29 protein-coding genes and 1 tRNA gene are annotated in these 22,936 nt (G+C 66.5%); 16 read left to right on the top strand and 14 right to left on the bottom strand.

From position 1 onward, the window contains the following. The first annotated feature begins 87 nt into the window (after positions 1 to 87). On the top strand, positions 88 to 1,656 hold the full coding sequence (locus AC1VXD_RS12780; protein ID WP_482992349.1) for a winged helix-turn-helix domain-containing protein: 1,569 nt from the start codon (positions 88 to 90) through the stop codon (positions 1,654 to 1,656). Here AC1VXD_RS12780 and AC1VXD_RS12775 read toward each other — a convergent pair. Continuing rightward, a complete protein-coding gene (locus AC1VXD_RS12775; protein ID WP_482992348.1) occupies positions 1,625 to 2,689 on the bottom strand; it encodes a serine hydrolase domain-containing protein in 1,065 nt (354 codons plus the stop codon). The two genes, AC1VXD_RS12780 and AC1VXD_RS12775, sit on opposite strands and share 32 nt — an antisense overlap. Before the next feature lie 106 nt (positions 2,690 to 2,795). Then, positions 2,796 to 3,773, bottom strand: a complete 978-nt coding sequence (locus AC1VXD_RS12770) for a hypothetical protein (protein ID WP_482992347.1) — start codon at positions 3,771 to 3,773, stop codon at positions 2,796 to 2,798. Between the two features lie 92 nt (positions 3,774 to 3,865). On the opposite strand from AC1VXD_RS12770, the gene AC1VXD_RS12765 reads away from it, so the two are divergent. Together AC1VXD_RS12765 and AC1VXD_RS12760 are read left to right on the top strand one after the other, a co-directional pair. Then, positions 3,866 to 5,050 (top strand): glycoside hydrolase family 18 protein, encoded by a 1,185-nt coding sequence (locus AC1VXD_RS12765; protein WP_482992346.1) that lies wholly within the window; start codon positions 3,866 to 3,868, stop codon positions 5,048 to 5,050. A gap of 84 nt (positions 5,051 to 5,134) precedes the next feature. Next, positions 5,135 to 5,521, top strand: a complete 387-nt coding sequence (locus AC1VXD_RS12760) for a VOC family protein (protein WP_482992345.1) — start codon at positions 5,135 to 5,137, stop codon at positions 5,519 to 5,521. Positions 5,522 to 5,554: 33 nt separating this feature from the next. Here the strand turns inward: AC1VXD_RS12760 and AC1VXD_RS12755 are convergent, their stop codons facing one another. Genes AC1VXD_RS12755 through AC1VXD_RS12745 form a run of 3 tightly spaced genes read right to left on the bottom strand, consistent with a single transcriptional unit; the run spans position 5,555 to position 7,699 of the window. After that, positions 5,555 to 7,114 carry a PepSY-associated TM helix domain-containing protein gene (locus tag AC1VXD_RS12755; protein ID WP_482992344.1) on the bottom strand — a complete coding sequence of 520 codons (1,560 nt, stop codon included), beginning with the start codon at positions 7,112 to 7,114 and terminating at the stop codon, positions 5,555 to 5,557. 10 nt (positions 7,115 to 7,124) lie between these two features. Beyond that, complete coding sequence (locus AC1VXD_RS12750) at positions 7,125 to 7,388, bottom strand: hypothetical protein (RefSeq protein WP_482992343.1); 264 nt, start codon at positions 7,386 to 7,388, stop codon at positions 7,125 to 7,127. Next, complete coding sequence (locus AC1VXD_RS12745; RefSeq protein WP_482992342.1) at positions 7,388 to 7,699, bottom strand: hypothetical protein; 312 nt, start codon at positions 7,697 to 7,699, stop codon at positions 7,388 to 7,390. The genes AC1VXD_RS12750 and AC1VXD_RS12745 overlap by 1 nt, the downstream gene beginning before the upstream one ends. 346 nt (positions 7,700 to 8,045) lie before the next feature. Here AC1VXD_RS12745 and thrS point away from each other — a divergent pair, with 346 nt between their 5' ends. The 10 genes from thrS (at position 8,046) to AC1VXD_RS12695 (ending at position 16,547) form a co-directional block, all read left to right on the top strand. Next, on the top strand, positions 8,046 to 9,947 hold the full coding sequence (gene thrS, locus AC1VXD_RS12740; protein WP_116863217.1) for a threonine--tRNA ligase: 1,902 nt from the start codon (positions 8,046 to 8,048) through the stop codon (positions 9,945 to 9,947). 48 nt (positions 9,948 to 9,995) lie between these two features. Next, complete coding sequence (infC, locus tag AC1VXD_RS12735) at positions 9,996 to 10,538, top strand: translation initiation factor IF-3 (RefSeq protein ID WP_079222586.1); 543 nt, start codon at positions 9,996 to 9,998, stop codon at positions 10,536 to 10,538. 253 nt (positions 10,539 to 10,791) lie between these two features. After that, a complete protein-coding gene (gene rpmI / locus AC1VXD_RS12730) occupies positions 10,792 to 10,989 on the top strand; it encodes a 50S ribosomal protein L35 (RefSeq protein WP_005410436.1) in 198 nt (65 codons plus the stop codon). An 11-nt stretch (positions 10,990 to 11,000) separates the two neighbouring features. Further along, complete coding sequence (gene rplT / locus AC1VXD_RS12725; RefSeq protein WP_005410435.1) at positions 11,001 to 11,360, top strand: 50S ribosomal protein L20; 360 nt, start codon at positions 11,001 to 11,003, stop codon at positions 11,358 to 11,360. 196 nt (positions 11,361 to 11,556) lie between these two features. Further along, positions 11,557 to 12,552, top strand: coding sequence for a phenylalanine--tRNA ligase subunit alpha (pheS, locus tag AC1VXD_RS12720; protein ID WP_482992341.1), 996 nt, complete (start codon positions 11,557 to 11,559; stop codon positions 12,550 to 12,552). An 87-nt stretch (positions 12,553 to 12,639) separates the two neighbouring features. Next, positions 12,640 to 15,069, top strand: coding sequence for a phenylalanine--tRNA ligase subunit beta (gene pheT, locus AC1VXD_RS12715; protein ID WP_482992340.1), 2,430 nt, complete (start codon positions 12,640 to 12,642; stop codon positions 15,067 to 15,069). Between the two features lie 27 nt (positions 15,070 to 15,096). Beyond that, on the top strand, positions 15,097 to 15,396 hold the full coding sequence (locus AC1VXD_RS12710; RefSeq protein ID WP_005410432.1) for an integration host factor subunit alpha: 300 nt from the start codon (positions 15,097 to 15,099) through the stop codon (positions 15,394 to 15,396). Next, positions 15,377 to 15,733: a MerR family transcriptional regulator gene (locus AC1VXD_RS12705; RefSeq protein WP_482992339.1), complete on the top strand. Its 357-nt coding sequence runs from the start codon at positions 15,377 to 15,379 to the stop codon at positions 15,731 to 15,733. Before AC1VXD_RS12710 ends, AC1VXD_RS12705 begins: the two co-directional genes overlap by 20 nt. Before the next feature lie 68 nt (positions 15,734 to 15,801). Continuing rightward, positions 15,802 to 15,878, top strand: a tRNA-Pro gene (locus AC1VXD_RS12700). A gap of 402 nt (positions 15,879 to 16,280) precedes the next feature. Continuing rightward, positions 16,281 to 16,547: a hypothetical protein gene (locus tag AC1VXD_RS12695; protein WP_482992338.1), complete on the top strand. Its 267-nt coding sequence runs from the start codon at positions 16,281 to 16,283 to the stop codon at positions 16,545 to 16,547. Between the two features lie 9 nt (positions 16,548 to 16,556). On the opposite strand, the gene AC1VXD_RS12690 is transcribed toward AC1VXD_RS12695, so the two are convergent. Then, positions 16,557 to 17,282 (bottom strand): aspartate/glutamate racemase family protein, encoded by a 726-nt coding sequence (locus tag AC1VXD_RS12690; RefSeq protein WP_482992337.1) that lies wholly within the window; start codon positions 17,280 to 17,282, stop codon positions 16,557 to 16,559. Positions 17,283 to 17,431: 149 nt separating this feature from the next. Between AC1VXD_RS12690 and AC1VXD_RS12685 the strand changes: the two genes are divergently transcribed. Both AC1VXD_RS12685 and AC1VXD_RS12680 read left to right on the top strand, forming a co-directional pair. Then, complete coding sequence (locus AC1VXD_RS12685) at positions 17,432 to 18,070, top strand: LysE family translocator (protein WP_482992336.1); 639 nt, start codon at positions 17,432 to 17,434, stop codon at positions 18,068 to 18,070. A 97-nt stretch (positions 18,071 to 18,167) separates the two neighbouring features. Continuing rightward, the gene (locus AC1VXD_RS12680) at positions 18,168 to 18,341 is read left to right on the top strand and encodes a DUF1328 domain-containing protein (RefSeq protein ID WP_108769430.1); all 174 of its coding nucleotides are present in this window, start codon (positions 18,168 to 18,170) and stop codon (positions 18,339 to 18,341) included. Between the two features lie 35 nt (positions 18,342 to 18,376). On the opposite strand, the gene AC1VXD_RS12675 is transcribed toward AC1VXD_RS12680, so the two are convergent. From AC1VXD_RS12675 to AC1VXD_RS12665, 3 genes are all read right to left on the bottom strand, one after another. Beyond that, positions 18,377 to 19,138 carry a transporter gene (locus AC1VXD_RS12675; protein ID WP_482992335.1) on the bottom strand — a complete coding sequence of 254 codons (762 nt, stop codon included), beginning with the start codon at positions 19,136 to 19,138 and terminating at the stop codon, positions 18,377 to 18,379. Between the two features lie 67 nt (positions 19,139 to 19,205). Continuing rightward, entirely contained in the window at positions 19,206 to 19,439 is a 234-nt protein-coding gene (locus AC1VXD_RS12670) for a DUF1653 domain-containing protein (RefSeq protein ID WP_482992334.1), read from the bottom strand. 9 nt (positions 19,440 to 19,448) lie between these two features. Continuing rightward, positions 19,449 to 19,691, bottom strand: coding sequence for a hypothetical protein (locus tag AC1VXD_RS12665; RefSeq protein ID WP_482992355.1), 243 nt, complete (start codon positions 19,689 to 19,691; stop codon positions 19,449 to 19,451). 435 nt (positions 19,692 to 20,126) lie between these two features. Here AC1VXD_RS12665 and AC1VXD_RS12660 point away from each other — a divergent pair, with 435 nt between their 5' ends. After that, entirely contained in the window at positions 20,127 to 20,333 is a 207-nt protein-coding gene (locus AC1VXD_RS12660; protein ID WP_482992333.1) for a hypothetical protein, read from the top strand. Positions 20,334 to 20,351: 18 nt separating this feature from the next. Here AC1VXD_RS12660 and AC1VXD_RS12655 read toward each other — a convergent pair whose 3' ends face one another. The 5 genes from AC1VXD_RS12655 to AC1VXD_RS12635 all read right to left on the bottom strand — a co-directional run bounded on the left by AC1VXD_RS12655 (position 20,352) and on the right by AC1VXD_RS12635 (position 22,919). Further along, positions 20,352 to 20,807: a hypothetical protein gene (locus AC1VXD_RS12655; RefSeq protein ID WP_482992332.1), complete on the bottom strand. Its 456-nt coding sequence runs from the start codon at positions 20,805 to 20,807 to the stop codon at positions 20,352 to 20,354. A gap of 31 nt (positions 20,808 to 20,838) precedes the next feature. Next, complete coding sequence (locus tag AC1VXD_RS12650; RefSeq protein WP_482992331.1) at positions 20,839 to 21,315, bottom strand: pilin; 477 nt, start codon at positions 21,313 to 21,315, stop codon at positions 20,839 to 20,841. 75 nt (positions 21,316 to 21,390) lie between these two features. Continuing rightward, positions 21,391 to 21,849, bottom strand: coding sequence for a pilin (locus tag AC1VXD_RS12645; protein WP_482992330.1), 459 nt, complete (start codon positions 21,847 to 21,849; stop codon positions 21,391 to 21,393). A 140-nt stretch (positions 21,850 to 21,989) separates the two neighbouring features. Continuing rightward, entirely contained in the window at positions 21,990 to 22,301 is a 312-nt protein-coding gene (locus AC1VXD_RS12640; protein WP_482992354.1) for a pilin, read from the bottom strand. Positions 22,302 to 22,556: 255 nt separating this feature from the next. Beyond that, on the bottom strand, positions 22,557 to 22,919 hold the full coding sequence (locus AC1VXD_RS12635) for a hypothetical protein (protein ID WP_079222572.1): 363 nt from the start codon (positions 22,917 to 22,919) through the stop codon (positions 22,557 to 22,559). Between the last annotated feature and the right edge of the window lie 17 nt (positions 22,920 to 22,936).

Below are 22,936 nucleotides of genomic sequence, written 5' to 3'. Positions count from 1 at the left end.
CTCACGCCTTCGAAAATGAAAAAGCGGGCTTCGGCCCGCTTTTTCTTTGCCTGTCTCCCAGCGCAGCCGTGACGCTATGCTTCGCACATGGACACCCTGCGCCTGCTCGACCTCGATATCGATCGCCCGGCGCAACGCGTCAGTCGCAACGGCGAGGTCTTGCCGGTCAGCGGCCTCAGCTGGACCCTGCTCGACGTACTTCTCCAGCACGGCACCGACGTCGTGGATTTCGACACGCTGGCCGCGCAGGTCTGGGCACCGGCGGTGGTCGGCGAGGATGCGGTCAGCCAGCGGGTGAAGCTGCTGCGGCAGGCCTTGGGCGATGACAGCCGGCGGCCGCGCTACATCCGTTCGGTACGTGGCCGCGGCTATCAGCTGTGTGCGCCGCCGCTGCCGGCCAGCGCACCGCTCGCGCCATCCTCGCGCGCCCGCAGGCTCGGGTGGGGCGTGGGGGTTGTCGTGGTGCTGGGCGTGGCCGCCACGCTGCTGCTGTGGCCCCGTTCGACGCCGCAGAGGGCCGGGCAGTCGCTGCTGCAGCGCGCCGAGTACTACGCGGGTATCGGCCAGGCCAACAACAACCGCGTGGCCATCACCCTGTACCGGCAGGCGCTGCAGGCTGATCCCGAATCCACGCCGGCGCGGCGCGGCCTGTCCCGTGCGCTGGCGGCGCAGGGCTGCCTGTTCAACGGCACGCCCGAGCAGCTGCGCGAGGCGCTGGCATTGGCCGAGCAGGAGCGCCAGCGCGCACCAGGCGATGCCGCCGCACACGCCCTGTGGGGCTACGCGCAGGACTGCCTTGGCGACATGCGGCAGGCGATCACCGGCTACAGCCGTGCGATCGAACTCGAGCCGAACGACGAGCGCAGCCGTGCATCGCTGGCCTACCTGCAGCAGGAACGCGGCCAGCTTGCCACGGCGCTGCAGGCCAACCTGTCCCTGAAGGCACCCGAGCGCATCCGCTTCCGTGACGTGCAGGTCGCGCGCGAGCTGGAACTGCTCGGCTTCACCCAGGCGGCCGCGGATCGCCACGCGCGCAATTTTCAGCTTTACCCCGACAACGTCTTTTCCAACATCGCCTGGCCGCGCAGCCTGTACCTTGCCGGCGCGCCGCAGCGGGCCCGGCAGGTGCTGGATGAAGCGCTCGCGCGTGGCACCCCGCATCCGCAGCTGCTGCGCCTGCAGGGTGAACTGGCATTGCTGGCCGGCGACACCGCAGGCGCCGCCGACGCGTTCGAGCGTGGCCGCCAGCTGCGGTCACAGCAGTCACTGGGCCAGACCCTGGCGGCGTTGCATGGCGCGCAGGCTGCGGACCCTGCCTGGATCGACCAGCGCCTGCGGCAGCTCGCTGCCAGCGCGGGAGCGGGCGACGGCTGGCCCGATGCGGCGCTGGAGCGGGCGCTGCTGCTGCAGGCCCAGGGCCATGCAGGCGACGCGGTGGCAGCACTACAGCAGGCGGTCGACGACGGCTTCCGCGACGTGGCGTGGCTGCGTGCCACGCCGCTGTTCGTCCCCCTGCGCAGCGCGCCCGGCTGGCCGGCCCTGCTGCAGCGGCTGGATGCCGACATCGCCCGGCAACGTGCGCAGGTGCTGGCCGCCAGCTGGCGGCCGGACGACCTGGCCGCGCTCAGCGCAGCGCCGGCAGCAGGAACTCGGTGAGGATGCGCCGCGACTGCGGATGGGCGAAGTTGCGGTTGAACGCCTGGCTGGTGACCACCGCCACCACGCGCTGCTCGGGCAGCACGAACACGTAGTTGCCGCCGTTGCCGGACATCGCCCACACCGTGCGTGGTGAACCCTGCACGTCCAGCTTCAGGCCCCACCACTGGTAACCGTAGTCGCCGCCGTCGGAAGTGGTCGCCTGCGGTCGCACCATCGCCTCGATGTACTCCTTCGGCACCAGCTGGCGGCCCTGCCAGCGGCCGCCATCGAGCACCAGCTGGCCGAAGCGGGCGAGGTCCTGGGTGCGGTAGCGGGTGCCGCCGCCGCCCATGCCGATGCCCTCCGGCGAGCGGTTCCACTGGCTGCGGGTGATGCCCAGCGGTCGCTCCAGGACGCGCGCAGCGTAGTCGGCCAGCGGTTGGCCGCTGGCCTGCTCCAGCACCGCGCCCAGAACGAACGGATTGGCGGTGCAGTAGGCAAACGCGCGACCATGCGGGCTGTCCTCCGGTCGCTGCATCCACGGCGCGAAGCCCTTCACCGGCAGGTCCAGGGCGAAGTCCAGCCACTTCTCGGACACGTACATGCGTTCCTCGTGGCCGGCCGAGAACTGGTTTTCGTCATCGCATTCCCAGAGGCTGCTCATGGTCAGCAGGTCCTGCACGGTGGTGGCACGCAGGCGCGGGTCGATCGCGCGCTGCGCGGTGAACGTCGGGAAGTAGTCATACACCCGGGCCTGCACGCTGGGCAGGGCGCCCTCGCCAATGGCGGCACCGACCAGCAGCGCGGTCACGCCCTTGCTGGCCGATCGCACGTCGTGCAGGGTCTGCGCGTCGGCGCCGTTGAAGTAGCCCTCGTAGACCACCTTGCCATCGACCTGCAGCAGTACGCTGCGGATCTGTTTCAGTTCGTCGCTGGCGATGGCCTGCTGCAGGGCCTGCAGACGGGCCTGGTCCGGTGGGGTAGAGCGGGCAGCGAAGGGCAGGGTGCAGATCGCGCAGAGCAGGGTGAGGGCAGGCAGGATCGATCGCATCGTCGGACTCCATCAAAGGGAGCCCGATTGAGACTGCGCTGCGACTGAAGTGCTGGAAACCAGCCTGAAGAATTCTGAAGGCTCTGTGCCACAAGGCTTGCGGGCATCAACCCAGGTTGACGCGCGCTTCCTCTTCTTCCTCGCCCAGCCACCACACCTGGCCCGGCTCCGGATTACTCAAGGGATGCTCGCGCTGCTCGATGGCCTGCAGCACGCGCCCCGGTCCCGCCGCGGTCCAGGTCGCCATCAGCTTCTCCACCGCAGCCCGACCTTGCGCCGCGATGCCCAGGTCGCGCTCGCGCTTCCAGCCACTGTCGTCATCGTTGCCGGGTTCGTCGTCATGCCGGTGCAGGGTGCCATAGCTGCAGCGGCGGCACAGCCGGCGCACCGTGGCGGTCCAGTCCTCGACCGTGCCGATGCCGGGCAGGGTCAGGACTTCCAGCGCCGCGATGTCCTCGGCCGCGTCGCACTGCACGAACACGGTGAAGGTCGCCATGTCCGATGCCTGCAGGCGCTGCATCGCGTTGAACACCGGCACATCGCCCTCGCCGTAGGTGCGGCGGCCGGTGGAGGCGCCGTCATGCAGCACGATGTCGCCGAAGCGGAAGCCGCTTTCGGGCAGTGGCACGTTGCCGATGCGCGCGCGCACCGGGTCGATGCGGTTCATGTACACCACTTCGGCATCCTTCCACGGCGCCAGACGCACGCAGGCCACGCCGAAGTCGGCGGCGATCTCGCCGTCACCCTCGGGCAGGGTGATGCCACACCGGCTCCACTGCCTGCGCGCCTCGGTCCAGTCGCCCAGGGCGCTGGCCGCGATGCCCGCATTCCAGGCGGCGGCTTCGTCGAATTCGTCGCTCACCTGCTCGGCATGCAGGTTGTCCTGCAGCGAGGCGCGCCAGTCGCGCAGGTACTTGTGCGCCAGCCCGCGCATGTAGTGCAGGTAGGACACCTCGGGCGCGTGTTCGATCAGTTCGCCGAACAGGCGCGCAGCCTGTGCCAGGTCGCCTTCGTCGAACGCCGCGTACGCGCGGGACTGTTTGGCCTGCAGTGCATCCTGCGTGGCGTCGTGGTCTGTGCTCATGTCCGTGTGCGATTGAAGGTCCGCAGCTACCTTAGCCGATGCCGGATCCGTGTAGAGTCGATCACGCTCGACTCTACCAACCGGGAGTTTCCATGTTGCGCCAGACTCTGGCCGGGCTTGCCCTGCTGTTCGCCGCCGCCGTTCCTGCCGCCAGCCACGCGGCACAGCCGCCGATCTACGGTGCCTACTATCCCGGCGGTTCGGCCGAGCGCTACCCGGTGTCGCACATTCCGGCCGATCGGCTCACCCACCTGTTCTACGCGTTCTCCACCATCGAGGCAGGGCGCTGCACGGTGGGCGCCGAAGCGCCCGCCAACTTCGCCGCGCTGGCCGAGCTGAAGAAGGCGCACCCGCACCTGCGCACGCTGATCTCCATCGGCGGCTGGGGCGCAGGCGGCTTCTCCGATGCCGCGCTGAACGAGGCCAGCCGCAAGCGTCTGGTTGATTCCTGCATGGCGCTGTTCTTCGAGCAGTACGCAAGCAGCTTCGACGGCGTGGACATCGACTGGGAATTTCCCGTCAGTGGCGGCCCGAAGGAACTGGCCCATCGCCCGCAGGACCGCGCGAACATGACCCGTCTCGCACAGGCCTTCCGCGTGGCGCTGGATGCGCGAGGCCGCAAGCGTGGCCAGCCGATGCTGCTGACCGCTGCACTCGCGGCCGGCCGCCTGCAGACCGATGGCCCCTATGACCCGGCCGCCAGCTACGATCTGCCGGCGCTGGCCAAGGTGTTCGATTTCATCAATCTGATGAGCTATGACATGGGCACCGGCTTCTCGGCGGTGTCGACCTTCAACGCACCGCTGCATGAAGTGCCGGCCGACCCGCTGGCGCCGGAACTGCGGCGCTGGAACAACGTGGCCGGCGCCGTGCAGTACTACCGCGAACACGTTGTGCCGGCCGACAAGCTGGTGCTGGGCGTGCCGTTCTACGGGCGTGGGTTCAAGGTGACCGGCGACGCGCCCGATGGCCTGTACCAGGCCTACAGCGCACCGGCCGATGCCGGCGACTGGCGGGTGATCAAGGCGCGCTATCTGGACCAGCCGGGCTGGACGAAGCACTGGCAGCCGCAGGCGCAGAGCCCGTGGCTGTATAACGCCGCCGAAAAGGTCATCATCAGCTACGAGGACCCGCGCTCGATCGGCCTGCGCGCGCAGTTCGCCCGCGAGCAGGGCCTGGCCGGCGTGTTCATGTGGGAACTGACCGGCGATGACGAACAGGCCAGCCTGCTCAATGCCATGCTCACGCCATGGCACAAGGCCCGCGTCGGCGACTGAGACCGCCGCACCGCGCGCAATGCCACAACACCGGCCGCCCGACCGCGCACATCCACACCACGCCCGCAGCGCTAAGCTGCGGGCATGATCCTCATCGAACGCCTCGACCACCTGGTCCTTACCGTCGCCGACATCGACCGCAGCTGTGATTTCTACCAGCGCGTGCTCGGCATGCAGGTCGTGCGCTTCGGCGCCGGCCGTACCGCGCTGCAGTTCGGCCAGCAGAAGATCAACCTGCACCCGGCCAGTGCGCCGCTGCAGCCGCATGCCGTGCGGCCAACCCCGGGCAGCGCCGATCTGTGCCTGGTCACGCGCGCGGCCACGGCCGATGTACTGGCCCACCTGCAGGCGCAGGGCGTCGCGGTGGAAGATGGGCCGGTGCCGCGCACCGGTGCCCTGGGGCCGATCGAGTCGGTGTACTTCCGCGATCCGGACGGGAACCTGATTGAAGTCAGCCGTTACCCGCAGTGACGCGTTGGCGCCGGGCCAGGCCCGGCGGTTTCCTCAATTGGCCCACACGCTGTTGGGGTCGCCATCACGGGCACGGCGCTGGCTGGCCACCGCCAGCCGGGCAAAACCAAAGGCCATCGCCAGGGCCACCACGTCGATCCAGAACAGCGGCCACATCCCGCGCGCGGCAGCCAGCCACGGCCAGTCGCCGTTGAGTGCACCATGCATCACAGGCACCAGGGCGGTGCTGATGGCTGCGGCCCACAGCAGTTCACGCGCGGCCTGCGCCGGCCGGCGCAGGGCCGCCCACAGCGCGCACGCCGCCCAGGTGCCGAAGCAGGCCCAGCGGATGCCCTGGTCCACCGCGGCCGGGGCCACGCGTTCGAGCACCAGCGCGGTGACGAAGGCCACCGAGATCGCCACGCACAGGCCGATGCACACGCCCACCGTGGCCCGCGCCATGTTCACCCCTGCGCGCGGCTGCTGCGGCTGCCGGCGCTTGCGCCGCGATTCGATCCACAGCAGGTTTCCCGAGTAGAACAGGAAGGCGCCGCCCAGCCCCAGCAGGAAGTACAGCCAGACCACCACGCCGTTGCCGAATTCGCCGAAGTGCAGCGCATAGGCGGCGCTGAGCGTGGCGTGGTTGGCGTCGCGGTGGCCCGGCAGCTGGCTGGCCAGCACGCGGCCACTGGCCACGTCCAGCGCCACCGAACCGAGTGGTCCAAGCGTGCCGCTGGATTCGCCGGTGATCTCGATGGTGGCGTTGGCATCGCCGCCGTTGGCCAGCTTCAGGTAGGCCGGTTCGAAATCGGCCACGCCCTGTGCGCGGGCCACTTCAAGCGCGCGCGCATGCAGCTCGCGCAGGCTGCCCGGGGCGGCCGGCACGCCCGCGGCTTCGCGCACTGGCGCGGTATCCATCGCCGCCGGCACCACCTGCATCGCCTTGCCTTCGAAGATGAGCGGGTTGAGCAGGGCGATCTGGATGAAGACCAGGCAGAGCAGGGCACCGGTCACCGCGAACATCAGGTGGAACGGCAGGCTGAGCACGCCGATCACATTGTGCGCGTCCTGCCACATCTGCTTGAGGTTGCGGCCCGGGCGCAGCGCGAACAGGTCGCCCAGCAGCTTGGGCAGGTGGATGACCAGGCCGCTGAGCAGGGCCATGCCGTACAGCAGGCTGACGATGCCCATCACATAGATGCCGGCCACCGGCAGGCCCAGGCTGTAGTGCAGTTCGTTGACCAGCTCGGCCAGGCCCGCCTGCGGTGGCGTGGCGCTGCCGCCGGTGTTGCCGGGCCAGGCGTAGCGCCAGCCGCCGTCGGCGCCCTGCCAGTAGGCCAGTGGCTGCGGGTGCTCGGCACCGGGGAAGGTCATGCCGACATGGCGGCGTGCTTCCGGGTGCTTGGCCAGCACGTCGTCCAGCAGGTACTGCGCGTCGTCCAGCCCGGCCGGCAGCACGCTGGCCGCACCCGGCGTCTGCCACACCGGCAGATCGTGGTGGAACAGGGTCAGCGCACCGGCGTAGAACGCCACGAACAGGCCGAAGCCGGCCACCAGGCCGACCCAGGTGTGCAGGGTGGTGAAGGTACGCAGGGTCTGCGAACTGAATTTCATGCGCTCGTTCTCATTGCACCGCGCCGCTCAGGCGCAGCAGCCACAACACGGCGAAACCGGCGGCGGCGCAGCCGGCAGGCACCAGCCAGGCGCGCGCCACGGTGCGGAAGCTGAAGGCCCACAGCGCCGCCAGCATCCACAGCGGAACGAAGGCGATCAGGGCCGGCACCAACGCGCTCGGCCACGGCCCCGGCGGCAGCCAGGTCAGCAGGCCGGTGGCAGCGGCAGCAAGGAAGAACCCGACGAAGATGCCCGACAGGGCGCGCATCCACATCAGCGCGGCTCCCGTGCGCTGCCATCCACCGCCGGGCGGTGCCAGGCCGCCAGCGCCGGCAGCAGCAGGGCTACCAGCATCCAGGTGCACAGCATCGCCACCAGCCCGGCGGCAACGCCCAGTTCGGCCATCCACAGCCATAGCGAGGCGACCGCGGCGACCAGGCCGATCTGCCGGCCCAGGCGGCCCGCACGGCGCAGGCGCGGCCAGCGGCAGTGCGGCGAGGCCGCGTAGAGCGCCAGCGCGGAAAACATCGCCGACAGCACGGCAAGGCTGCAGAAGCCCAAGGAAGCGAGCCCAACGGTAATCATCGGAAAGCGTCTTGTAGGAAGTCGGGCAGCCTGCCATCAGTGAGGCTGCGCGCACATGGTAATCATTGCGTTTTACAGCTGCCAGCATCGCGGATTCATCCGCGGATCCGCCAGATCTTGGGCTTTGCGGCGCGCTGGTTTAAGATCGACGCAGAACCTGACTGGAACAAGGTGGCCCGCGCCCAGCGCCGGCCGAGCGTGCGACATGAGCACTACCACCGCCCACCGCTGACCTGCCACCGAAGGCCCTGTTCCGCAGGCGCCCTCGCGGCGCTTTTTTATTGCCCGGGCACCGCCCGGAACGCTTTCCAGCCCGCCCGCGCGGGCCCCGCACGAAGCCATTGCGATGATCAATATCACCCTTCCCGACGGCAGCCGCCGCGAATTCGAAAATCCCGTCAGCGTCATGGACGTCGCCCAGTCGATCGGCGCCGGCCTGGCCAAGGCCACCATCGCCGGCGCCGTGGATGGCGTGCTGGTCGATGCCAGCGACGTCATCGACCACGATGCCAGCCTGCGCATCATCACCGCCAAGGACGAGGAGGGCGTGGAAATCATCCGCCACTCATGCGCCCACCTGGTCGGCCACGCCGTCAAGCAGCTGTATCCGGACGTGAAGATGGTGATCGGCCCGGTCATCGCCGAGGGCTTCTACTACGACATCTATTCCGAGCGCCCGTTCACGCCGGAAGACATGGCCGCCATCGAGAAGCGCATGGGCGAGCTGATCGCCCAGGACTACGACGTCATCAAGAAAGTGACGCCGCGCGCTGAAGTGGTCGAGATCTTCAAGGCCCGTGGCGAGGACTACAAGCTGCGCCTGATCGAGGACATGTCCGACGACATCCAGGCGATGGGCATGTACTACCACCAGGAATACGTGGACATGTGCCGCGGCCCGCACGTGCCGAACACGCGCTTCCTGAAGGCCTTCAAGCTGACCCGCATTTCCGGTGCCTACTGGCGTGGCGATGCGCAGAACGAACAGCTTCAGCGCATCTACGGCACCGCCTGGGCCGACAAGAAGCAGCTCGAGGCATACATCAAGCGCATCGAAGAAGCCGAAATGCGCGACCACCGCCGCATCGGCAAGCAGCAGGACCTGTTCCACCTGCAGGAAGAAGCCCCGGGCCTGGTGTTCTGGCACCCCAAGGGCTGGGCGCTGTGGCAGGTGGTCGAGCAGTACATGCGCAAGGTCTACCGCAGCAGCGGCTACGGCGAAGTGCGCTGCCCGCAGATCCTGGACGTCAGCCTGTGGAAGAAGTCCGGCCACTGGGACAACTACCAGGACAACATGTTCTTCACCGAATCGGAGAAGCGCACCTACGCGGTCAAGCCGATGAACTGCCCGGGCCATGTCCAGGTGTTCAACCAGGGCCTGCACAGCTACCGCGACCTGCCGATCCGCTACGGTGAGTTTGGTTCCTGCCACCGCAACGAGCCGTCCGGCGCGCTGCACGGCATCCTGCGCGTGCGTGGTTTCACCCAGGACGACGGCCATGTGTTCTGCACCGAGAACCAGATCGAATCGGAAGTGACCGCGTTCCACCAGCAGGCGCTGGCGGTCTACCAGCACTTCGGTTTCGACGAGATCCAGATCAAGATCGCCCTGCGCCCGGAATCGCGCCTGGGTGATGACGCCACCTGGGACAAGGCCGAAGGCGCGCTGCGCTCGGCGCTGACCGCCTGTGGCGTGGAATGGCAGGAGCTGCCGGGCGAAGGCGCCTTCTACGGCCCGAAGATCGAGTACCACCTGAAAGACGCGATCGGCCGTACCTGGCAGCTGGGCACCATGCAGGTCGACTTCATGATGCCGGGCCGCCTGGGCGCCGAGTACGTGGACGAAAACAGCCAGAAGAAGCACCCGGTCATGCTGCACCGTGCCATCGTCGGCTCGATGGAGCGTTTCCTGGGCATCCTGATCGAGCACCACGCCGGCCAGTTCCCGGCCTGGCTGGCCCCGACCCAGGTGGTGGTGGCCAACATCACCGACGCCCAGGCTGAATACGTCGCCGGCGTGACCAAAACCCTTGCGGAGCAAGGCTTCCGCGTCAGCTCCGATTTGCGTAACGAGAAGATCGGTTATAAAATCCGCGAGCATACGTTGCAGCGCGTGCCCTATCTGCTGGTCATCGGTGACCGCGAGAAGGAAAATGGAGCTGTGGCGGTGCGTACGCGTTCTGGCGAAGACCTTGGCAGCATGAGCCTGCAGGCCTTCATCGAGCGGCTCCACGCCGAGGGCGCGTAAGCAAAGGTCCGGTCCGGGTGAATAAGCGCCCGGACCGGTTCGATACCCTTGGGAGAACGTAATATCAGCACACCTGACAACAAACAGAACCGCAAGAATCAGGAAATCCGTGTGCCGCGCGTCCGCGTGATCGGCAGTGACGGAGAAATGATCGGCGTGTTGTCGCGCGACGAAGCGCTGTCCATGGCCGAAGATGAAGGCCTGGACCTGGTTGAAATCCAGCCGCAGGCCGATCCGCCGGTCTGCAAGATCATGGATTTCGGCAAGTTCAAGTTCGAAGCGCAGAAGAAGGCCAGCGAGGCCAAGAAGAAGACCAAGCAGGTCGAGATCAAGGAAGTGAAGTTCCGTCCGGTCACGGACGAGGGCGACTACCAGATCAAGCTGCGCAAGATGCGTGGTTTCCTCGAGGAAGGCGACAAGATCAAGGTCAACATCCGCTTCCGTGGCCGTGAAATGAGCCACCAGGAACTGGGTCGCGAGATGGCCAACCGGATCGAGACCGATCTGGGCGAGGACATCGTCATCGAATCCCGTCCGCGCCTGGAAGGGCGTCAGATGGTCATGATGATCGCGCCGAAGAAGAAGACCTGAGGCCTGCAGGGCTGCCTTTCGGGGCGCCTGGCTGAACGGTTCGGGGTAAAGGGACGCCATTGGCGTCCCTTTGCTTTTGCGGCAGGACGTTTGAGGGTTGCAGGGGCTGGTGACAGGGCGGTTTTGCCTGTATCATGCCCGGCTCGACCCACCCAGGACGGGTCGTACGCCGATCATGGCAGGACGGAAAGAGTGGCCCAGGCCACCGCCAGATCAGTCAGAAACCAGGGTCACCCCCATCAAGGACATTGCAATGCCCAAGATCAAGACCAACCGGGCAGCGGCCAAGCGTTTCCGCAAGACCGCCTCGGGCAAGTACAAGTGCGGCCATGCCAACCGTAGCCACATCCTCACGAAGAAAGCGACCAAGCGTAAGCGTAATCTGCGTCAGACGGGCCATGTCCGTGCAGAAGACGCAGGCCGTCTGGACCGCATGCTCCCTTACCTCTGAGGAACTGAAAAATGGCACGAGTTAAGCGTGGCGTACAGGCGCGTCGCCGCCACAAGAAAATCCTTGATCTGGCGAAGGGCTACTACAATGCCCGTCGCAAGGTCTTCCGCGTCGCCAAGCAGGCGGTCATCAAGGCACAGCAGTACGCCTACATCGGCCGTAAGCAGAAGAAGCGCAACTTCCGTTCGCTGTGGATCACCCGTATCAATGCGGCTGCCCGCATCAACGGCCTGAGCTACAGCCGCTTCATGAACGGCCTGCTGAAGGCCGGCATCACCCTGGACCGTAAGGTCCTGGCTGATATCGCCGTGCACGACGCAGCCGGTTTTGCTGCACTGGCCGAAAAGGCCAAGGGCGCACTGGCGGCATAAGTCCTTCCCGATGCCGTTGCCGTTCAACGGGAACGGTGTCTGGTAAAGGCAATGCATGGGGAAGGGCGCAAGTCCTTCCCCATTCTTTTTTGGGTCCCGGCAACGCCGCAGGCGCGCGGTGCGGGGACCGGCGGTGGCGACAGGGGTCGGCCCTTCGCGCATCGCGATGGCAGACCGACTGGAGTTCCGGCCCCCCATGAGCGACATCCAATCCCTCACCACCCAGGCGCTGGCCGATGTGGCCGCCGCACAGAGCCCCGACACGCTGGAACAGCTGCGCGTGGCCCTGCTCGGCAAGAGCGGCAGCATCACCGCCCAGCTCAAGCAGCTCGGCACCCTGCCGGCTGACGAGCGCAAGGCCGCCGGTGAAGCCATCAACCAGGCCCGTGACGCGCTGTCCAGCGCGCTGGGCGAACGCAAGGCCGTGCTGGAAAACGCCGCACTGGATGCGCGACTGGCCGCCGAAGCGATCGACATCACCCTGCCGGGCCGCGACTCCGATCGCGCCGGCCTGCACCCGATCACCCGCACCCTGGAACGCATCACCGGCATCTTCGGCCGGCTGGGCTACGAGCTGTCCGAGGGTCCGGAAATCGAAGACGACTGGCACAACTTCGAGGTGCTGAACTTCCCGCCGCACCACCCGGCGCGCGCCATGCACGACACCTTCTACTTCGGCGATGGCCGCCTGCTGCGCACGCATACCTCCGGCGTGCAGGTGCGCTACATGGGCGAGCACCAGCCGCCGCTGCGCATGATCGCCGCCGGCAAGGTGTACCGCAGCGACAGCGACCAGACCCATTCGCCAATGTTCCACCAGGTCGAAGGCCTGCTGGTGGATGAGCACTCCACCTTTGCTGACCTGAAGGGCACGCTGGCCGAGTTCGTGCGCGCGTTCTTCGAGCGCGATTTCGAAATGCGCTTCCGTCCCAGCTACTTCCCGTTCGTTGAACCGGGCGCGGAAGTGGACATCGCCTGGCAGCAGCCCGATGGCAGCACCCGCTGGCTGGAAGTGCTGGGCTGCGGCATGGTCCACCCGAACGTGCTGCGCAACGTCGGCATCGATCCAGAGCGCTACACCGGCTTCGCCTTCGGCCTGGGCGTGGAGCGCTTTGCGATGCTGCGCTACGGCGTCAACGACCTGCGCGCGTTCTTCGAGAACGACGTGCGGTTCCTGAAACAGTTCGCGTAAGCCGCAACCATGTAGAGCCGAGCCCTGCTCGGCTGCTCCTAAATTCGCAGGCCCAGGCGCATGCGCCGGGCCCACCAGGGTGACACCATGAAATTCTCCGAAAACTGGCTGCGCAGCCACGTCCCGACCTCCGCCTCGCGCGATGAACTGAGCGCGGTGCTGACCGCCATCGGCCTGGAAGTGGAAGAAGTGACCGCGCTCGGCAACGGCCTGCAGCACGTGGTCGTGGCACGCATCGTTGAAGCCGTGCGCCACCCCGAAGCCGACCGCCTGCAGGTGTGCAAGGTCGACGCAGGGCAGGGCGAACTGCTGCAGATCGTCTGCGGTGCGCCGAACGCGCGCCCGGGTCTGGTTGCACCACTGGCCATGGTCGGCGCGCAGATCGGCGCCCTGGCGATCAAGTCGGCCAAGCTGCGCGGCGTCGAATCCAACGGCATGCTGTGCTCGGCCAAGGAGCTGGGCCTGGACACCGATGCCTCGGGCCTGCTGGAACTGCCTGATGACGCGCCGGTCGGCCAGACCCTGGTCGAGTACCTGGGCCTGCCGGACGCCAGCATCGAGATCAAGCTGACCCCCAACCGCGCCGACTGCTTCAGCGTGCGTGGCATCGCCTACGACGTGGCCGCGGCCACCCGCAGCGAAGTACTGGATTTCGCCGCCGACGCCATTGCCGCGGTCGGCAGCCGTGAGCTGTCCATCCAGCTTGACGCCGGCGCCGAAGCGCCGCGTTACCTGGGCCGCGTCATCGAAGGCGTCAACGCCGCCGCCAGGACGCCGCTGTGGATGGCCGAGCGCCTGCGCCGCAGCGGCGTGCGTCCGGTCTCGCTGCTGGTCGACATCACCCAGTACGTGATGCTGGAACTGGGCCAGCCGATGCACGCCTACGACCTCGGCACCCTGCAGGGCAGCATCGGCGTGCGTCGTTCGCGCGCCGGCGAAGCCATCAAGCTGCTGGACGGACGCGATGCGGTGCTGGACGAGAGCTTCCTGGTGGTCACCGACGCCGACCGTGCGGTCGGCCTGGCCGGCCTGATGGGCGGCTTCGACACCCGCGTCACCGACGACACCACCGCCGTGTTCCTCGAGGCCGCGCATTTCGCGCCGGCAGCCATCATGGGCCGTGGCCGCAAGCTGGGCCTGCACACCGATGCCGGCCATCGCTTCGAGCGTGGCGTCGACCCGGCGCTGCCGCGCACCGCCATCGAATACGCCACCCGCCTGGTGCTGGACCTGGCCGGCGGTACCCCGGCACCGGTCACCGAGGCGCGCGCCGCGCAGGACAGCGCAAGTGCCGCGGGAGGCAGGATGCCGGGAGCGGCCGAGGCTGATCTGCTGCAGGCAGCGACGATCACCCTGCGCCGTGCCCGCATCACCCGCGTGCTGGGCATCACCATTGAAGACGCCGAAGTCGAGCGCATCCTGCGCGCGCTGGGCATGGGCGTGAGCGCGGCCGGCGAAGGCTGGCAGGTGACCGCACCGAGCCGCCGCTTCGACATCGCCATCGAAGAAGACCTGATCGAGGAACTGGCCCGCATCCACGGCTACGAGCAGATTCCGACCACCCTGCCGGGTGGTGCGGCGCGCGTGGCGATGCCGACCGAGACCCAGCTGGACGTGCTCAGCGTGCGTCGCCAGCTGGTCGCCCGCGACCTGCAGGAAACCCTGAACTTCGCCTTCGTCGACGATGCATTGCTGACCCAGTGGCAGCTGCGCGACAACCTGGTGCCGCTGGCCAACCCGCTGTCGGCCGAGCTGGCGGTGATGCGCCCGGCGCTGCTGCCGGGCCTGGTCGCCACCCTGGGCCGCAATGCCGCCCGCCAGCTGGGTCGCGTGCGCCTGTTCGAGGTCGGCCGGGTGTTCGCCCAGCAGGCGGGCGAAGGCCAGCCGGCACCGCTGGAAACCCCGCGCGTGGCCGCCGCCGTCTGTGGCGATGCGCAGGCCGTGCAGTGGGGCCTGCCGACCCGCAAGGTCGACTTCCATGACCTGAAGGGCGACCTGGAATCGCTGGCCGCCGCCAGCGGTGCCGTCCTCGAATTCCGCCCCTCGACCCGCGCCTTCGGCCACCCGGCCCGCTCGGCCGAGGTGTACCGCGATGGCGTGGTGATCGGCTGGATCGGCCAGATCCACCCGCGCCTGGCCAAGGCCATGGACATCGATGCCGACGTCTATGCCTTCGAGCTGGACCTGGAGGCGCTGTCGGCCCGTGCGCTGCCGCGTGCCGGCGAGCTGTCGCGCTTCCCGGCCGTGCGCCGCGACCTCGCGTTCCTGGTGCCTGAACAGGTGGCCTGGAGCGACCTGGCCGCGACCATCCGCCAGGCTGCCGGTCCGCTGCTGCGCGAGCTGAACCTGTTCGACCGATACGTCGGCCAAGGGGTCGAGCCGGGATTCAAGAGTCTCGCTATGGGCTTGATTTTGCAGGACAAGTCGCGCACTCTGACGGACCGCGACGTGGAAGCGGTGGTGGCCGAGGTGGTCACTGCGATCGAACGTGAACACCACGCACGGATCCGCGGCTGAGCGGGAAGCACTCAGGGGTAGCAGGCAATGGCATTGACCAAGGCGGAGATGGCGGAAAAGCTGTTCGACGAAGTCGGTCTGAACAAGCGGGAAGCCAAGGAATTCGTCGACGCGTTCTTCGATGTGCTGCGTGAAGCGTTGGAACAGGGACGTCAGGTGAAGCTGTCCGGCTTCGGTAATTTCGATCTGCGGCGCAAGAACCAGCGCCCGGGTCGCAACCCCAAGACCGGCGAGGAAATTCCGATTTCCGCCCGTACGGTGGTCACCTTCCGTCCGGGCCAGAAGCTCAAGGAGAGGGTGGAAGCTTATGCTGGATCCGGGCAGTAACCGCGAACTACCGCCGATCCCGGCCAAGCGCTACTTCACCATTGGTGAAGTAAGCGAGCTGTGCGACGTCAAGCCGCACGTGCTGCGCTACTGGGAAACCGAATTTCCCAGCCTTGAGCCGGCCAAGCGCCGTGGCAACCGTCGCTATTACCAGCGTCATGATGTGCTGATGGTGCGGCAGATCCGCAGCCTGCTGTACGAACAGGGTTACACCATCGGTGGCGCACGCCTGCGCCTGGAGGGTCCGGATGCGCGCGAGGAATCCGCGTTGAGCAACCAGATCATCAAGCAGGTGCGCATGGAGCTGGAAGAAGTGCTGCATTTGCTTCGCCGGTGATCCAAAACCCAGCGTAATCCGCTATACTTCACGGCCCGCCGCACTGGCGGGTACATCGCAGCATCAGTCGGGGCGTAGCGCAGCCTGGTAGCGCATCTGCCTGGGGGGCAGAGGGTCGTCGGTTCGAATCCGGCCGTCCCGACCACTGTGATGAAACGGAAAGCCTGCGCAGCGATGCGTGGGCTTTTTTGTTGTCTGTAGCGTCGAGCTTGCTCGACTGATCTTCGAGACAGTCGAGCAAGCTCGACTCTCCTGGTCATGCACGATACCGGGCGTTCAGGCCCGCAGCCCATGCAGCCGGGGAGTTCCCTTATCATCAGCGGACATCCGATCGCATCGGTTTTCTTCCACTACCCACCGTCGCGCCAGCAGGCGGAGCCCCGGCTCCGGCCACCGGCGGCAACGGCGCGCGTGCTGGACGATGCGTGGACCACGACGACCACAGGGGGTTGCGTTGATCAGCAGTATCGTCATTCATTGCTCGCCTGGCGCAGGCACGGCCGGCGTCCATGTCCTGGATACCACGTTCAAGGACAAGCGTGTCTTTGTGTCCTGGGGTCTGCGCGGCGAGGACCTCAGCCGTGAAGCCGAACCGGCCGAAACCGTTGCTGCGCGCCAAGCGCTGCAGCGCGAATCGCGGCAGGTCGAAGGGCCTCGCAGCACCGAAGTCTTCATTGCCAACCAGGCAGCCACGGCCATCAGCGTGTACCGCATGCTGAGTGAAGCACGCAGCGGCGACGCCGTGTTCTTTCTGTGCGATTCGCCTGCAGTGGTCGAGTGGCTGGTGACCGCGCTGGAAATACGCGAAGGCTGAAATGCGGGGTCAGAGCCCTTCGCGTTGCGAAGGGACCCGACCCCTGGCCAGCGCGGCATCCACGGCGGCGCGCGCGTGCAGCGTGGTCGTATCGAACAACGGCACCGGGCTGTCCTGCGCGCGGACCAGCAGCATGATCTCGGTGCAGCCCAGGATGATCGCTTCGGCGCCGCGCGCGACCAGTCGCTGGATCACTTCCACGTACACCTGTCGCGAGGCCTCGCTGACCACGCCGGCAATCAGCTCGCGGTAGATGATGTCGTGCACGTCGCGGCGGTGATCGGCATCCGGCACCAGTACCTCCAGCCCGAAGCGTTCGCTCAGCCGGCCGCGGTAGAAATCCTCTTCCATGGTGAACGCCGTGCCGAGCAGGCCGACCGTGCGCACGCCCGTGCGCAGGATGGCCTCGGCGGTGGGATCTGCAATGTGCAGCAGCGGTATCGGGCAGGCGGCTTCCAGCTGTGGCGTCAGCTTGTGCATGGTGTTGGTGCAGACCACCAGCAGCTCGGCGCCGCCGGCCTGCAGCCGTCGCGCGGCATCGATCATCTCTACGCCCAGCGCGTCCCAGTCGCCGTCGTGCTGCAGCTGCTTGATACGGGCGAAATCCACCGACCACAGCAGCAGCTGCGCCGAGTGCGCACCGCCCAGCCGCTGGCGGACATCCTCGTTGATGAGGCGGTAGTACTGCGCTGAGCTTTCCCAGCTCATGCCACCGATCAGGCCCAGGGTCTTCATGCGTGTCTCCATGCTTGAAGCCGCATTGCAGCACAGACCGCCCCCGCATGCTGGCCGACTTCTGCAACCGTCGATCGCGCACCGGGCTGTACGTACCGCCGCGCGTCGCCAGCCCGTAAGCTGGTGGGCTTCCCGCGTCGAGAAAAGCAATGGCCCTGCAAACCTGGTGGTGGTTCCTCGCCACGGTCTTCGTGCTGTGTGGCACGCCGGGCCCGAACATGCTGCATATCCTCGGCCGCAGCGTCGGCCTGGGTTTCGGCCGCAGCGTGCCGGCCATGGCCGGCTGCCTGCTGGCCATGCTGCTGGTGCTTGCCGCCTCCGCCGCCGGACTGAGCGCGCTGCTGCGTTCGTCGCCGATGCTGTTCGAGGTGCTGCGTTATCTCGGCGTGGCCTATCTGGCCTGGCTGGGCATCAAGGCGTGGCGCGACAGTTGTCGGCCGGCCCCGGCGGCCAGCGCAGGCGAGCCGCTGCTGGAGCCGGTCCACGGTGCAGGGGCGGTCTTCCGCGGCGGCCTGCTGGTGGGTCTGAGCAACCCGAAACTGCTGCTGTTTGCCGCCGCGTTCCTTCCGCAGTTCGTCGATCCCACGCGTGCGCAGGGCCTGCAGTACACCGTGCTGGTGGCCACCTTCGCCGGCTGCGAGCTGTTCTGGTACGTGATGTATGCCGCCGGCGGCCACAGCCTGCGTCGCTGGCTGGCCAAGCCCATCGCGCACTGCTGGTTCGAGCGCCTGGTCGGCAGCGTATTCCTGGCTTTCGCGGTGGCGCTGCTGCGTTTCCGACCGCACTGAATGTTCACGCCGCGCGCGCGGCGCGCTCACGGCACGGGCATCGGCGCAGGCTTAACCTGTTCATACCGTTCGTACACCCTTTCGGGGAAGGATCGACATGATCAAGTGGGCCATCATCTTTGCCATCATCGGCCTTATTGCCGGTGCCCTCGGGTTCGGCGGCATCGCCGGCGCATCGGTCGGCATCGCCAAGTTCCTGTTCTGGGCCGGCATCATCATCGCCGTTGTCTTGTTCCTGCTGGGCATGACGGTGGCCAAGAAGGTCACCTAGTGCAGCAAGGCGAGCCGGGGGGGCGTTCAGTCCCTTCACTCAAGAAATATAGAAACACCGAGCCCGGCCTGCAGGTCCGGGCTTTTTTCATCCAGTCCCGCATCGAACGAAGCGTCAAACTGGATCCGTGGGGTGAGCGCCCAGGTGACGCCCGCGCCTGCCACGGCCTCGTGGGGTTCATCGCTCGTTGCCGTGAAGCCTGCCTCGACAAATATCCCGAATCGCTCGGTTGCCTCAAACGACACGCTGGGAGACCAGGTGGAACTGTGGCTTCCCGCGCCGCGCTGGTGGCTGGCATAGAAGGCGACCGTCCAGCGGTCGCTCAACTGGTCTTCGACACTGGCGGCCAGCGCGTACTGGCGGCCGTCGCTGAATGAGGACCTGCCGGTGTCGACGACCGCCGAAGCACGCAGAGCCCAGGAGGTCGTTTCCGTGCTTCCCGGTCCGGCCCACTTCAGCGATACCGCTGTGTCGCCTCTGCCTTCGTCGGTAGCTGCCGCAGCTCCAGCAGTCGTGATCCGATGCCGGTTCCAAGGCGACGCCTGAACCTGCAGCTCCATCGCCTGGGTCAGGCCGGTGCGTAGCAGAACCGAGCTGGTCACCTCACGGGAAGTGCCCGACGCATCGTGGGCACGCTCGTAGGTGGGAAATCCGAGTTCCAGCGCGACCCCCCGGGGCTTGACCGTATCGGTTGAAAAGCCCAGGCCTGGGCGGTCGAAGCCCGGCACGGGTGAGTCGTCAGCACGGGCAGAACCGACGGCCGCCACCAGCAGAACCGCGACAGGAACCAGGCGCATGAGAGCATCACAAGAGGGAGGCGCGCCAGCATGCGCCGGTCCGGCGTGCGAACGATGTGAGGGGTACTCAGCCTTCGATGCGGGCGAAACGCGGCTGCGGGCCGTGCTCGCCTGGTACCTGCTCGACGAACATGTCGTACGGGCGCACCCACAGGCCGCCTTCGCCGTACAGGGCGCGGTACAGTACTTGCGGTTGAAGGGTTTCGCTGCTGCGCACGATATCGATCACTTCATACAGACCGCCCTTGAAATGGCGGTAACGGCCCGGCTCGAGGCGGGGCAGGGGGCTGAGGTCGGACATGCGGGAAGTTTACTTCCGCGCGGGCGTGGGCGGCAGCGCGCACCACGCGTCGATGGCCTCGGCGGTATTGGCAAGGGCCTGGGCCTGGGCCAGCTCCCACGGCCGCTCGCAGCGTCCGCTGCGCTGGCACCACTGGTAGCCGGCCGAACCGATGCAGCCGTGTGCGTCGCGATCGCCGCCGACAACGGGCGCGGCGGTGGCGGGATCGCGGGCAGGCGTCGGCACGGGTTCGGGCTGGGCGCAGCCACCCATGGCCAGCATCAGCAGCACCGGCAGGAAAGCGGTCTTCATCGGCGCGGCCTCGGGTGCGCGGGGGCTCAGTGTCTGCCGCATGCGCCCGGGCGACGAGCGCTCAGCTGATGCTGGCGCGCACCAGTTCCTCGAACAGGACCAGATAGCTGGCCACGAAGTAGAACTTCAGCAAGGTCGAACGCTGCATCGGAAGCGAGGTGCGCATGTGGAAGGGGCCCCTGTTGGTGACGGTAGTGTGAAGCGCTACTGACTTCGTGACAAGAGTCACGAAAAACTTTCACTAAACGGACTCAGGGATGTGATGGGGGTGGTGTTCTGACGTTCTGGTCAGGAATTTTCGTACTAATCCGATAGGCACTCTCTGATGGGCTGCCTAGGGTGGGCGGCAACCGCAGGCGCCCCGACGACGCTGCCCCTTCCCTCAAGGAGTCCACCATGGTCATTACCGTCAAATGCACTGCCACGAGCTGGTCCGTCCTCGACCCGGCGACCGCGGTTGCCGAACCCTTCGCCAGCGGCGCCGCCGCCTTCGATGCCGCCCTGCTGCGCGCCAGCGACCACCACCGCCGCACCGGCCAGGACAGCACAGTGCGCGTGGAGGCTCTGGGCAACACCGTCGACGCAGTGCATTTCAGCCACTGAAGGGGCGCCGCGCGAGGCTCAGGCCGCCTCGGCCTCTGTCAGGGCCCGGTCGACGAAGCGACACAGCCAGGTGGCGCTGATGTTCTTGCCATAGACGTGGCTGATCTGCCTGGGAAACGCTTTGTCGCGCAGCAACTGATGCGGTTGTCGGGCGAGCACCAGGACCTGCAGGTCGCGGCGCAGGCAGCAGACCCTGCGCAGAAGCGGAATGCCGTCGGTCTGGCCAATGGTTGGCATGCAGGGATCGATTACCAGCAGGCGGCAGCGTGGGTCGGCAATCTGCAACATGACTTCGAAAGGCGAGCGTGCGTCCTGCACGGCTTGCGACGGGAGAAGGGGGCGGATCTGTTCCCCCAGCTCTCGGCGCACCCAAGGATTGGCGTCGGCGATGACAAGAATGGAATGAGTGGGCTTGGGCGGCTGCGCAGGCCTGGGTGGTTTGGCGCATGCGCAAAGCGTGCCATCGGTGTGCATGGAAATGTTCAGCAGCGGATGGGACCTCTCTTCAAGGACCGCCGGGGCGGTAGCGGCACTGCTCCGGAACCAGCTGCTGGCTCGCGTTTCCAACGCTCGCACTGCAAGTCCATTTGCCTGTGTGGCTGTTGCGCAGAAAGCCGATGTTCGGAGCGTGGCCCATCACGGGATCAGGCTTCAAGACACACCAGAACTCTTGCGAGTTTACGTAGCGCTCTGCGCAGAGTTTGCTCTTCGATGGCAGGCCAATGTCTTCGGCGGTTATATCCCTTGCCCAAACGTCACCGCCTTCCATGTAGATCAGGTCAAGGCCTCTGGTGCCGACTGAAATCTCTTCCAGCGCAGCAGCCAGTTTCGCTTTGGCGGAAAAACTTTGATATTGGGGCAGCGCGATCATGCCGAGGATCGCGAGAATTGCAACCACCACCATCAGTTCAATCAGTGAGAAGCCCTTCTGCAGCCAGGCGGCATCAATGTGCGCGCCAGCATTGGGTATTGAATTGCTCATGAGGATGTTCTTCTGTAGGAATATTCTCTCCCTGCGGGCAGGAGCGCGCAGCTCCTTCCCGCAGGGCGTCTGCGGTCAGGCGCGGCAGGCCTCGGGCAACAGGTTCTGGTCTTCCACATCGCTGTTGCAGCTCCAGGTGCCATCTGCATCGCGCACCAGGTTCAGGCGGCTGCCGCCATACGCCTCGTCATGCTTGAGGCTGCACACCAGGCTGCCTGTGCCATCGGTGTCCAGCGCCACGCTGAACGAGGTGCAGCGCGATCCCGCATCGGGCAGGCCGACCATTGCCGGGGCGATCCTGCTCAGATCGGCGCCTTCGGCCAGCAGCGTTTCCATGCCCACCTTGCCGGGCGTCACTTCGGCCAACGCCGCACCGAGCTTGGCCTTGGCAGCAAACTTCTGGTACTGAGGCAACGCAATCATCGATAGAATACCGATGATTGCGACCACCACCATCAGTTCGATGAGCGAGAAGCCTCTCTGTCGGGAAGTGCGTTCCGGCATAATAGGACGATGCGTTGTTTCAATAATCATGAGGATCCTCCGTGGGGGTTTTTCATTAAATGGGTGGGCGATGGAGTGAGTTTTCCATGTCCCGCCCTAGATAATCACCAGGCCGTTCTGGCGTATATTCAATAATTGGTAAAAATCCAACTTCGCGCTGTGTTTTGCGATTATTCGGATGGCTGGGTGCTGCATGCCGCTGGAAGCATCTGCGGACGGCTCACGTTGGCCCGGCACTGCCAGGCACCCTCCGGGCTGCGCAGTAGCACCAACGTGCCTTGCACGCCTGCCGTCGTTCGTAATTCGCAGGTCAGGCGAGCGTGGCCTGTTTCGGGGAGGCTCAGCGTGAGTCGCCGACAGGACGTCGCACTTCTTGGCAGACCAAGATGCCGGTCGGTCATCTGCAGAGAGAGGTCGGCATAGCTGGCTTCCACCAACTTGATTGCCGTGGCGAGGCTGGAAACTGCCCGATGAAGCGACATGCCGGCAGCGTGCTTTCCTGTGGACGGCACGGCCAGGATCAGTGTTAACAACAAGATCAATGCTGCAGCAACGGCGGCTTCCAGCCTGGTGTGTAACCAGGCTGGCCGACTGCCATTCAGCGGTGGTGCGCAGGTTTGCCGCATGGCGCCGCCTCCTATGCAGTAAAGGCTGCAGGTCTCTCTCCACGGGCCGGGGCCGCTCTCCCCGGCGGCCCCGGCGTTCCCTTCCCCTTCCTGTTGTTTGCCGGTCCGGCGTTACAGTGCCAGCGAGCTTTCCACGTCCAGCACCATGCGGCGGGCGAGTGCAAGGTTGGCCTTCTGACGGTCCAGCACGACATAGAAGAACAGTCCCTTCTTGGCCGACACCGGGCGCAGGACGTGGTAAGCGCGGCCAAGGGTGATCAGGATGTCCTCGATGCTGTCATTGAGGTTCAGCGCCTCGGCGGTCTTCATCTTGGCGCGCAGCACTTCGGTGTTGCCGGCGGCGGCCAGCTCCATGTCCACGCCCGAGCCGGCGTTGCCGAGCAGCATGCCGCTTTCATAATCGACCAGAGCGACGGCTTGCGCGCCGTTGATCTGCATGAGCGTGTCCAGGCATTTGTTGATGGCGGTATTCATTTCAGTGGTCCGTTGCG

Source organism: Stenotrophomonas sp. STEN054, assembly GCF_056854535.1.
The sequence above is the reverse complement of the archived record's forward strand: the minus strand, read 5'-3'. Positions and strand labels throughout refer to the sequence as shown.

What these genes read in the sequence shown, in the direction of transcription:
- AC1VXD_RS12780 (WP_482992349.1), top strand. Translation starts at nt 88, where the DNA reads ATGGACACCCTGCGCCTGCTCGACCTCGATATCGATCGCCCGGCGCAA.
- AC1VXD_RS12775 (WP_482992348.1), bottom strand. Translation starts at nt 2,689, where the DNA reads ATGCGATCGATCCTGCCTGCCCTCACCCTGCTCTGCGCGATCTGCACC.
- AC1VXD_RS12770 (WP_482992347.1), bottom strand. Translation starts at nt 3,773, where the DNA reads ATGAGCACAGACCACGACGCCACGCAGGATGCACTGCAGGCCAAACAG.
- AC1VXD_RS12765 (WP_482992346.1), top strand. Translation starts at nt 3,866, where the DNA reads ATGTTGCGCCAGACTCTGGCCGGGCTTGCCCTGCTGTTCGCCGCCGCC.
- AC1VXD_RS12760 (WP_482992345.1), top strand. Translation starts at nt 5,135, where the DNA reads ATGATCCTCATCGAACGCCTCGACCACCTGGTCCTTACCGTCGCCGAC.
- AC1VXD_RS12755 (WP_482992344.1), bottom strand. Translation starts at nt 7,114, where the DNA reads ATGAAATTCAGTTCGCAGACCCTGCGTACCTTCACCACCCTGCACACC.
- AC1VXD_RS12750 (WP_482992343.1), bottom strand. Translation starts at nt 7,388, where the DNA reads ATGTGGATGCGCGCCCTGTCGGGCATCTTCGTCGGGTTCTTCCTTGCT.
- AC1VXD_RS12745 (WP_482992342.1), bottom strand. Translation starts at nt 7,699, where the DNA reads ATGATTACCGTTGGGCTCGCTTCCTTGGGCTTCTGCAGCCTTGCCGTG.
- thrS (WP_116863217.1), top strand. Translation starts at nt 8,046, where the DNA reads ATGATCAATATCACCCTTCCCGACGGCAGCCGCCGCGAATTCGAAAAT.
- rpmI (WP_005410436.1), top strand. Translation starts at nt 10,792, where the DNA reads ATGCCCAAGATCAAGACCAACCGGGCAGCGGCCAAGCGTTTCCGCAAG.
- rplT (WP_005410435.1), top strand. Translation starts at nt 11,001, where the DNA reads ATGGCACGAGTTAAGCGTGGCGTACAGGCGCGTCGCCGCCACAAGAAA.
- pheS (WP_482992341.1), top strand. Translation starts at nt 11,557, where the DNA reads ATGAGCGACATCCAATCCCTCACCACCCAGGCGCTGGCCGATGTGGCC.
- pheT (WP_482992340.1), top strand. Translation starts at nt 12,640, where the DNA reads ATGAAATTCTCCGAAAACTGGCTGCGCAGCCACGTCCCGACCTCCGCC.
- AC1VXD_RS12710 (WP_005410432.1), top strand. Translation starts at nt 15,097, where the DNA reads ATGGCATTGACCAAGGCGGAGATGGCGGAAAAGCTGTTCGACGAAGTC.
- AC1VXD_RS12705 (WP_482992339.1), top strand. Translation starts at nt 15,377, where the DNA reads ATGCTGGATCCGGGCAGTAACCGCGAACTACCGCCGATCCCGGCCAAG.
- AC1VXD_RS12690 (WP_482992337.1), bottom strand. Translation starts at nt 17,282, where the DNA reads ATGAAGACCCTGGGCCTGATCGGTGGCATGAGCTGGGAAAGCTCAGCG.
- AC1VXD_RS12685 (WP_482992336.1), top strand. Translation starts at nt 17,432, where the DNA reads ATGGCCCTGCAAACCTGGTGGTGGTTCCTCGCCACGGTCTTCGTGCTG.
- AC1VXD_RS12680 (WP_108769430.1), top strand. Translation starts at nt 18,168, where the DNA reads ATGATCAAGTGGGCCATCATCTTTGCCATCATCGGCCTTATTGCCGGT.
- AC1VXD_RS12675 (WP_482992335.1), bottom strand. Translation starts at nt 19,138, where the DNA reads ATGCGCCTGGTTCCTGTCGCGGTTCTGCTGGTGGCGGCCGTCGGTTCT.
- AC1VXD_RS12670 (WP_482992334.1), bottom strand. Translation starts at nt 19,439, where the DNA reads ATGTCCGACCTCAGCCCCCTGCCCCGCCTCGAGCCGGGCCGTTACCGC.
- AC1VXD_RS12665 (WP_482992355.1), bottom strand. Translation starts at nt 19,691, where the DNA reads ATGGGTGGCTGCGCCCAGCCCGAACCCGTGCCGACGCCTGCCCGCGAT.
- AC1VXD_RS12660 (WP_482992333.1), top strand. Translation starts at nt 20,127, where the DNA reads ATGGTCATTACCGTCAAATGCACTGCCACGAGCTGGTCCGTCCTCGAC.
- AC1VXD_RS12655 (WP_482992332.1), bottom strand. Translation starts at nt 20,807, where the DNA reads ATGCACACCGATGGCACGCTTTGCGCATGCGCCAAACCACCCAGGCCT.
- AC1VXD_RS12650 (WP_482992331.1), bottom strand. Translation starts at nt 21,315, where the DNA reads ATGAGCAATTCAATACCCAATGCTGGCGCGCACATTGATGCCGCCTGG.
- AC1VXD_RS12645 (WP_482992330.1), bottom strand. Translation starts at nt 21,849, where the DNA reads ATGATTATTGAAACAACGCATCGTCCTATTATGCCGGAACGCACTTCC.
- AC1VXD_RS12640 (WP_482992354.1), bottom strand. Translation starts at nt 22,301, where the DNA reads ATGTCGCTTCATCGGGCAGTTTCCAGCCTCGCCACGGCAATCAAGTTG.
- AC1VXD_RS12635 (WP_079222572.1), bottom strand. Translation starts at nt 22,919, where the DNA reads ATGAATACCGCCATCAACAAATGCCTGGACACGCTCATGCAGATCAAC.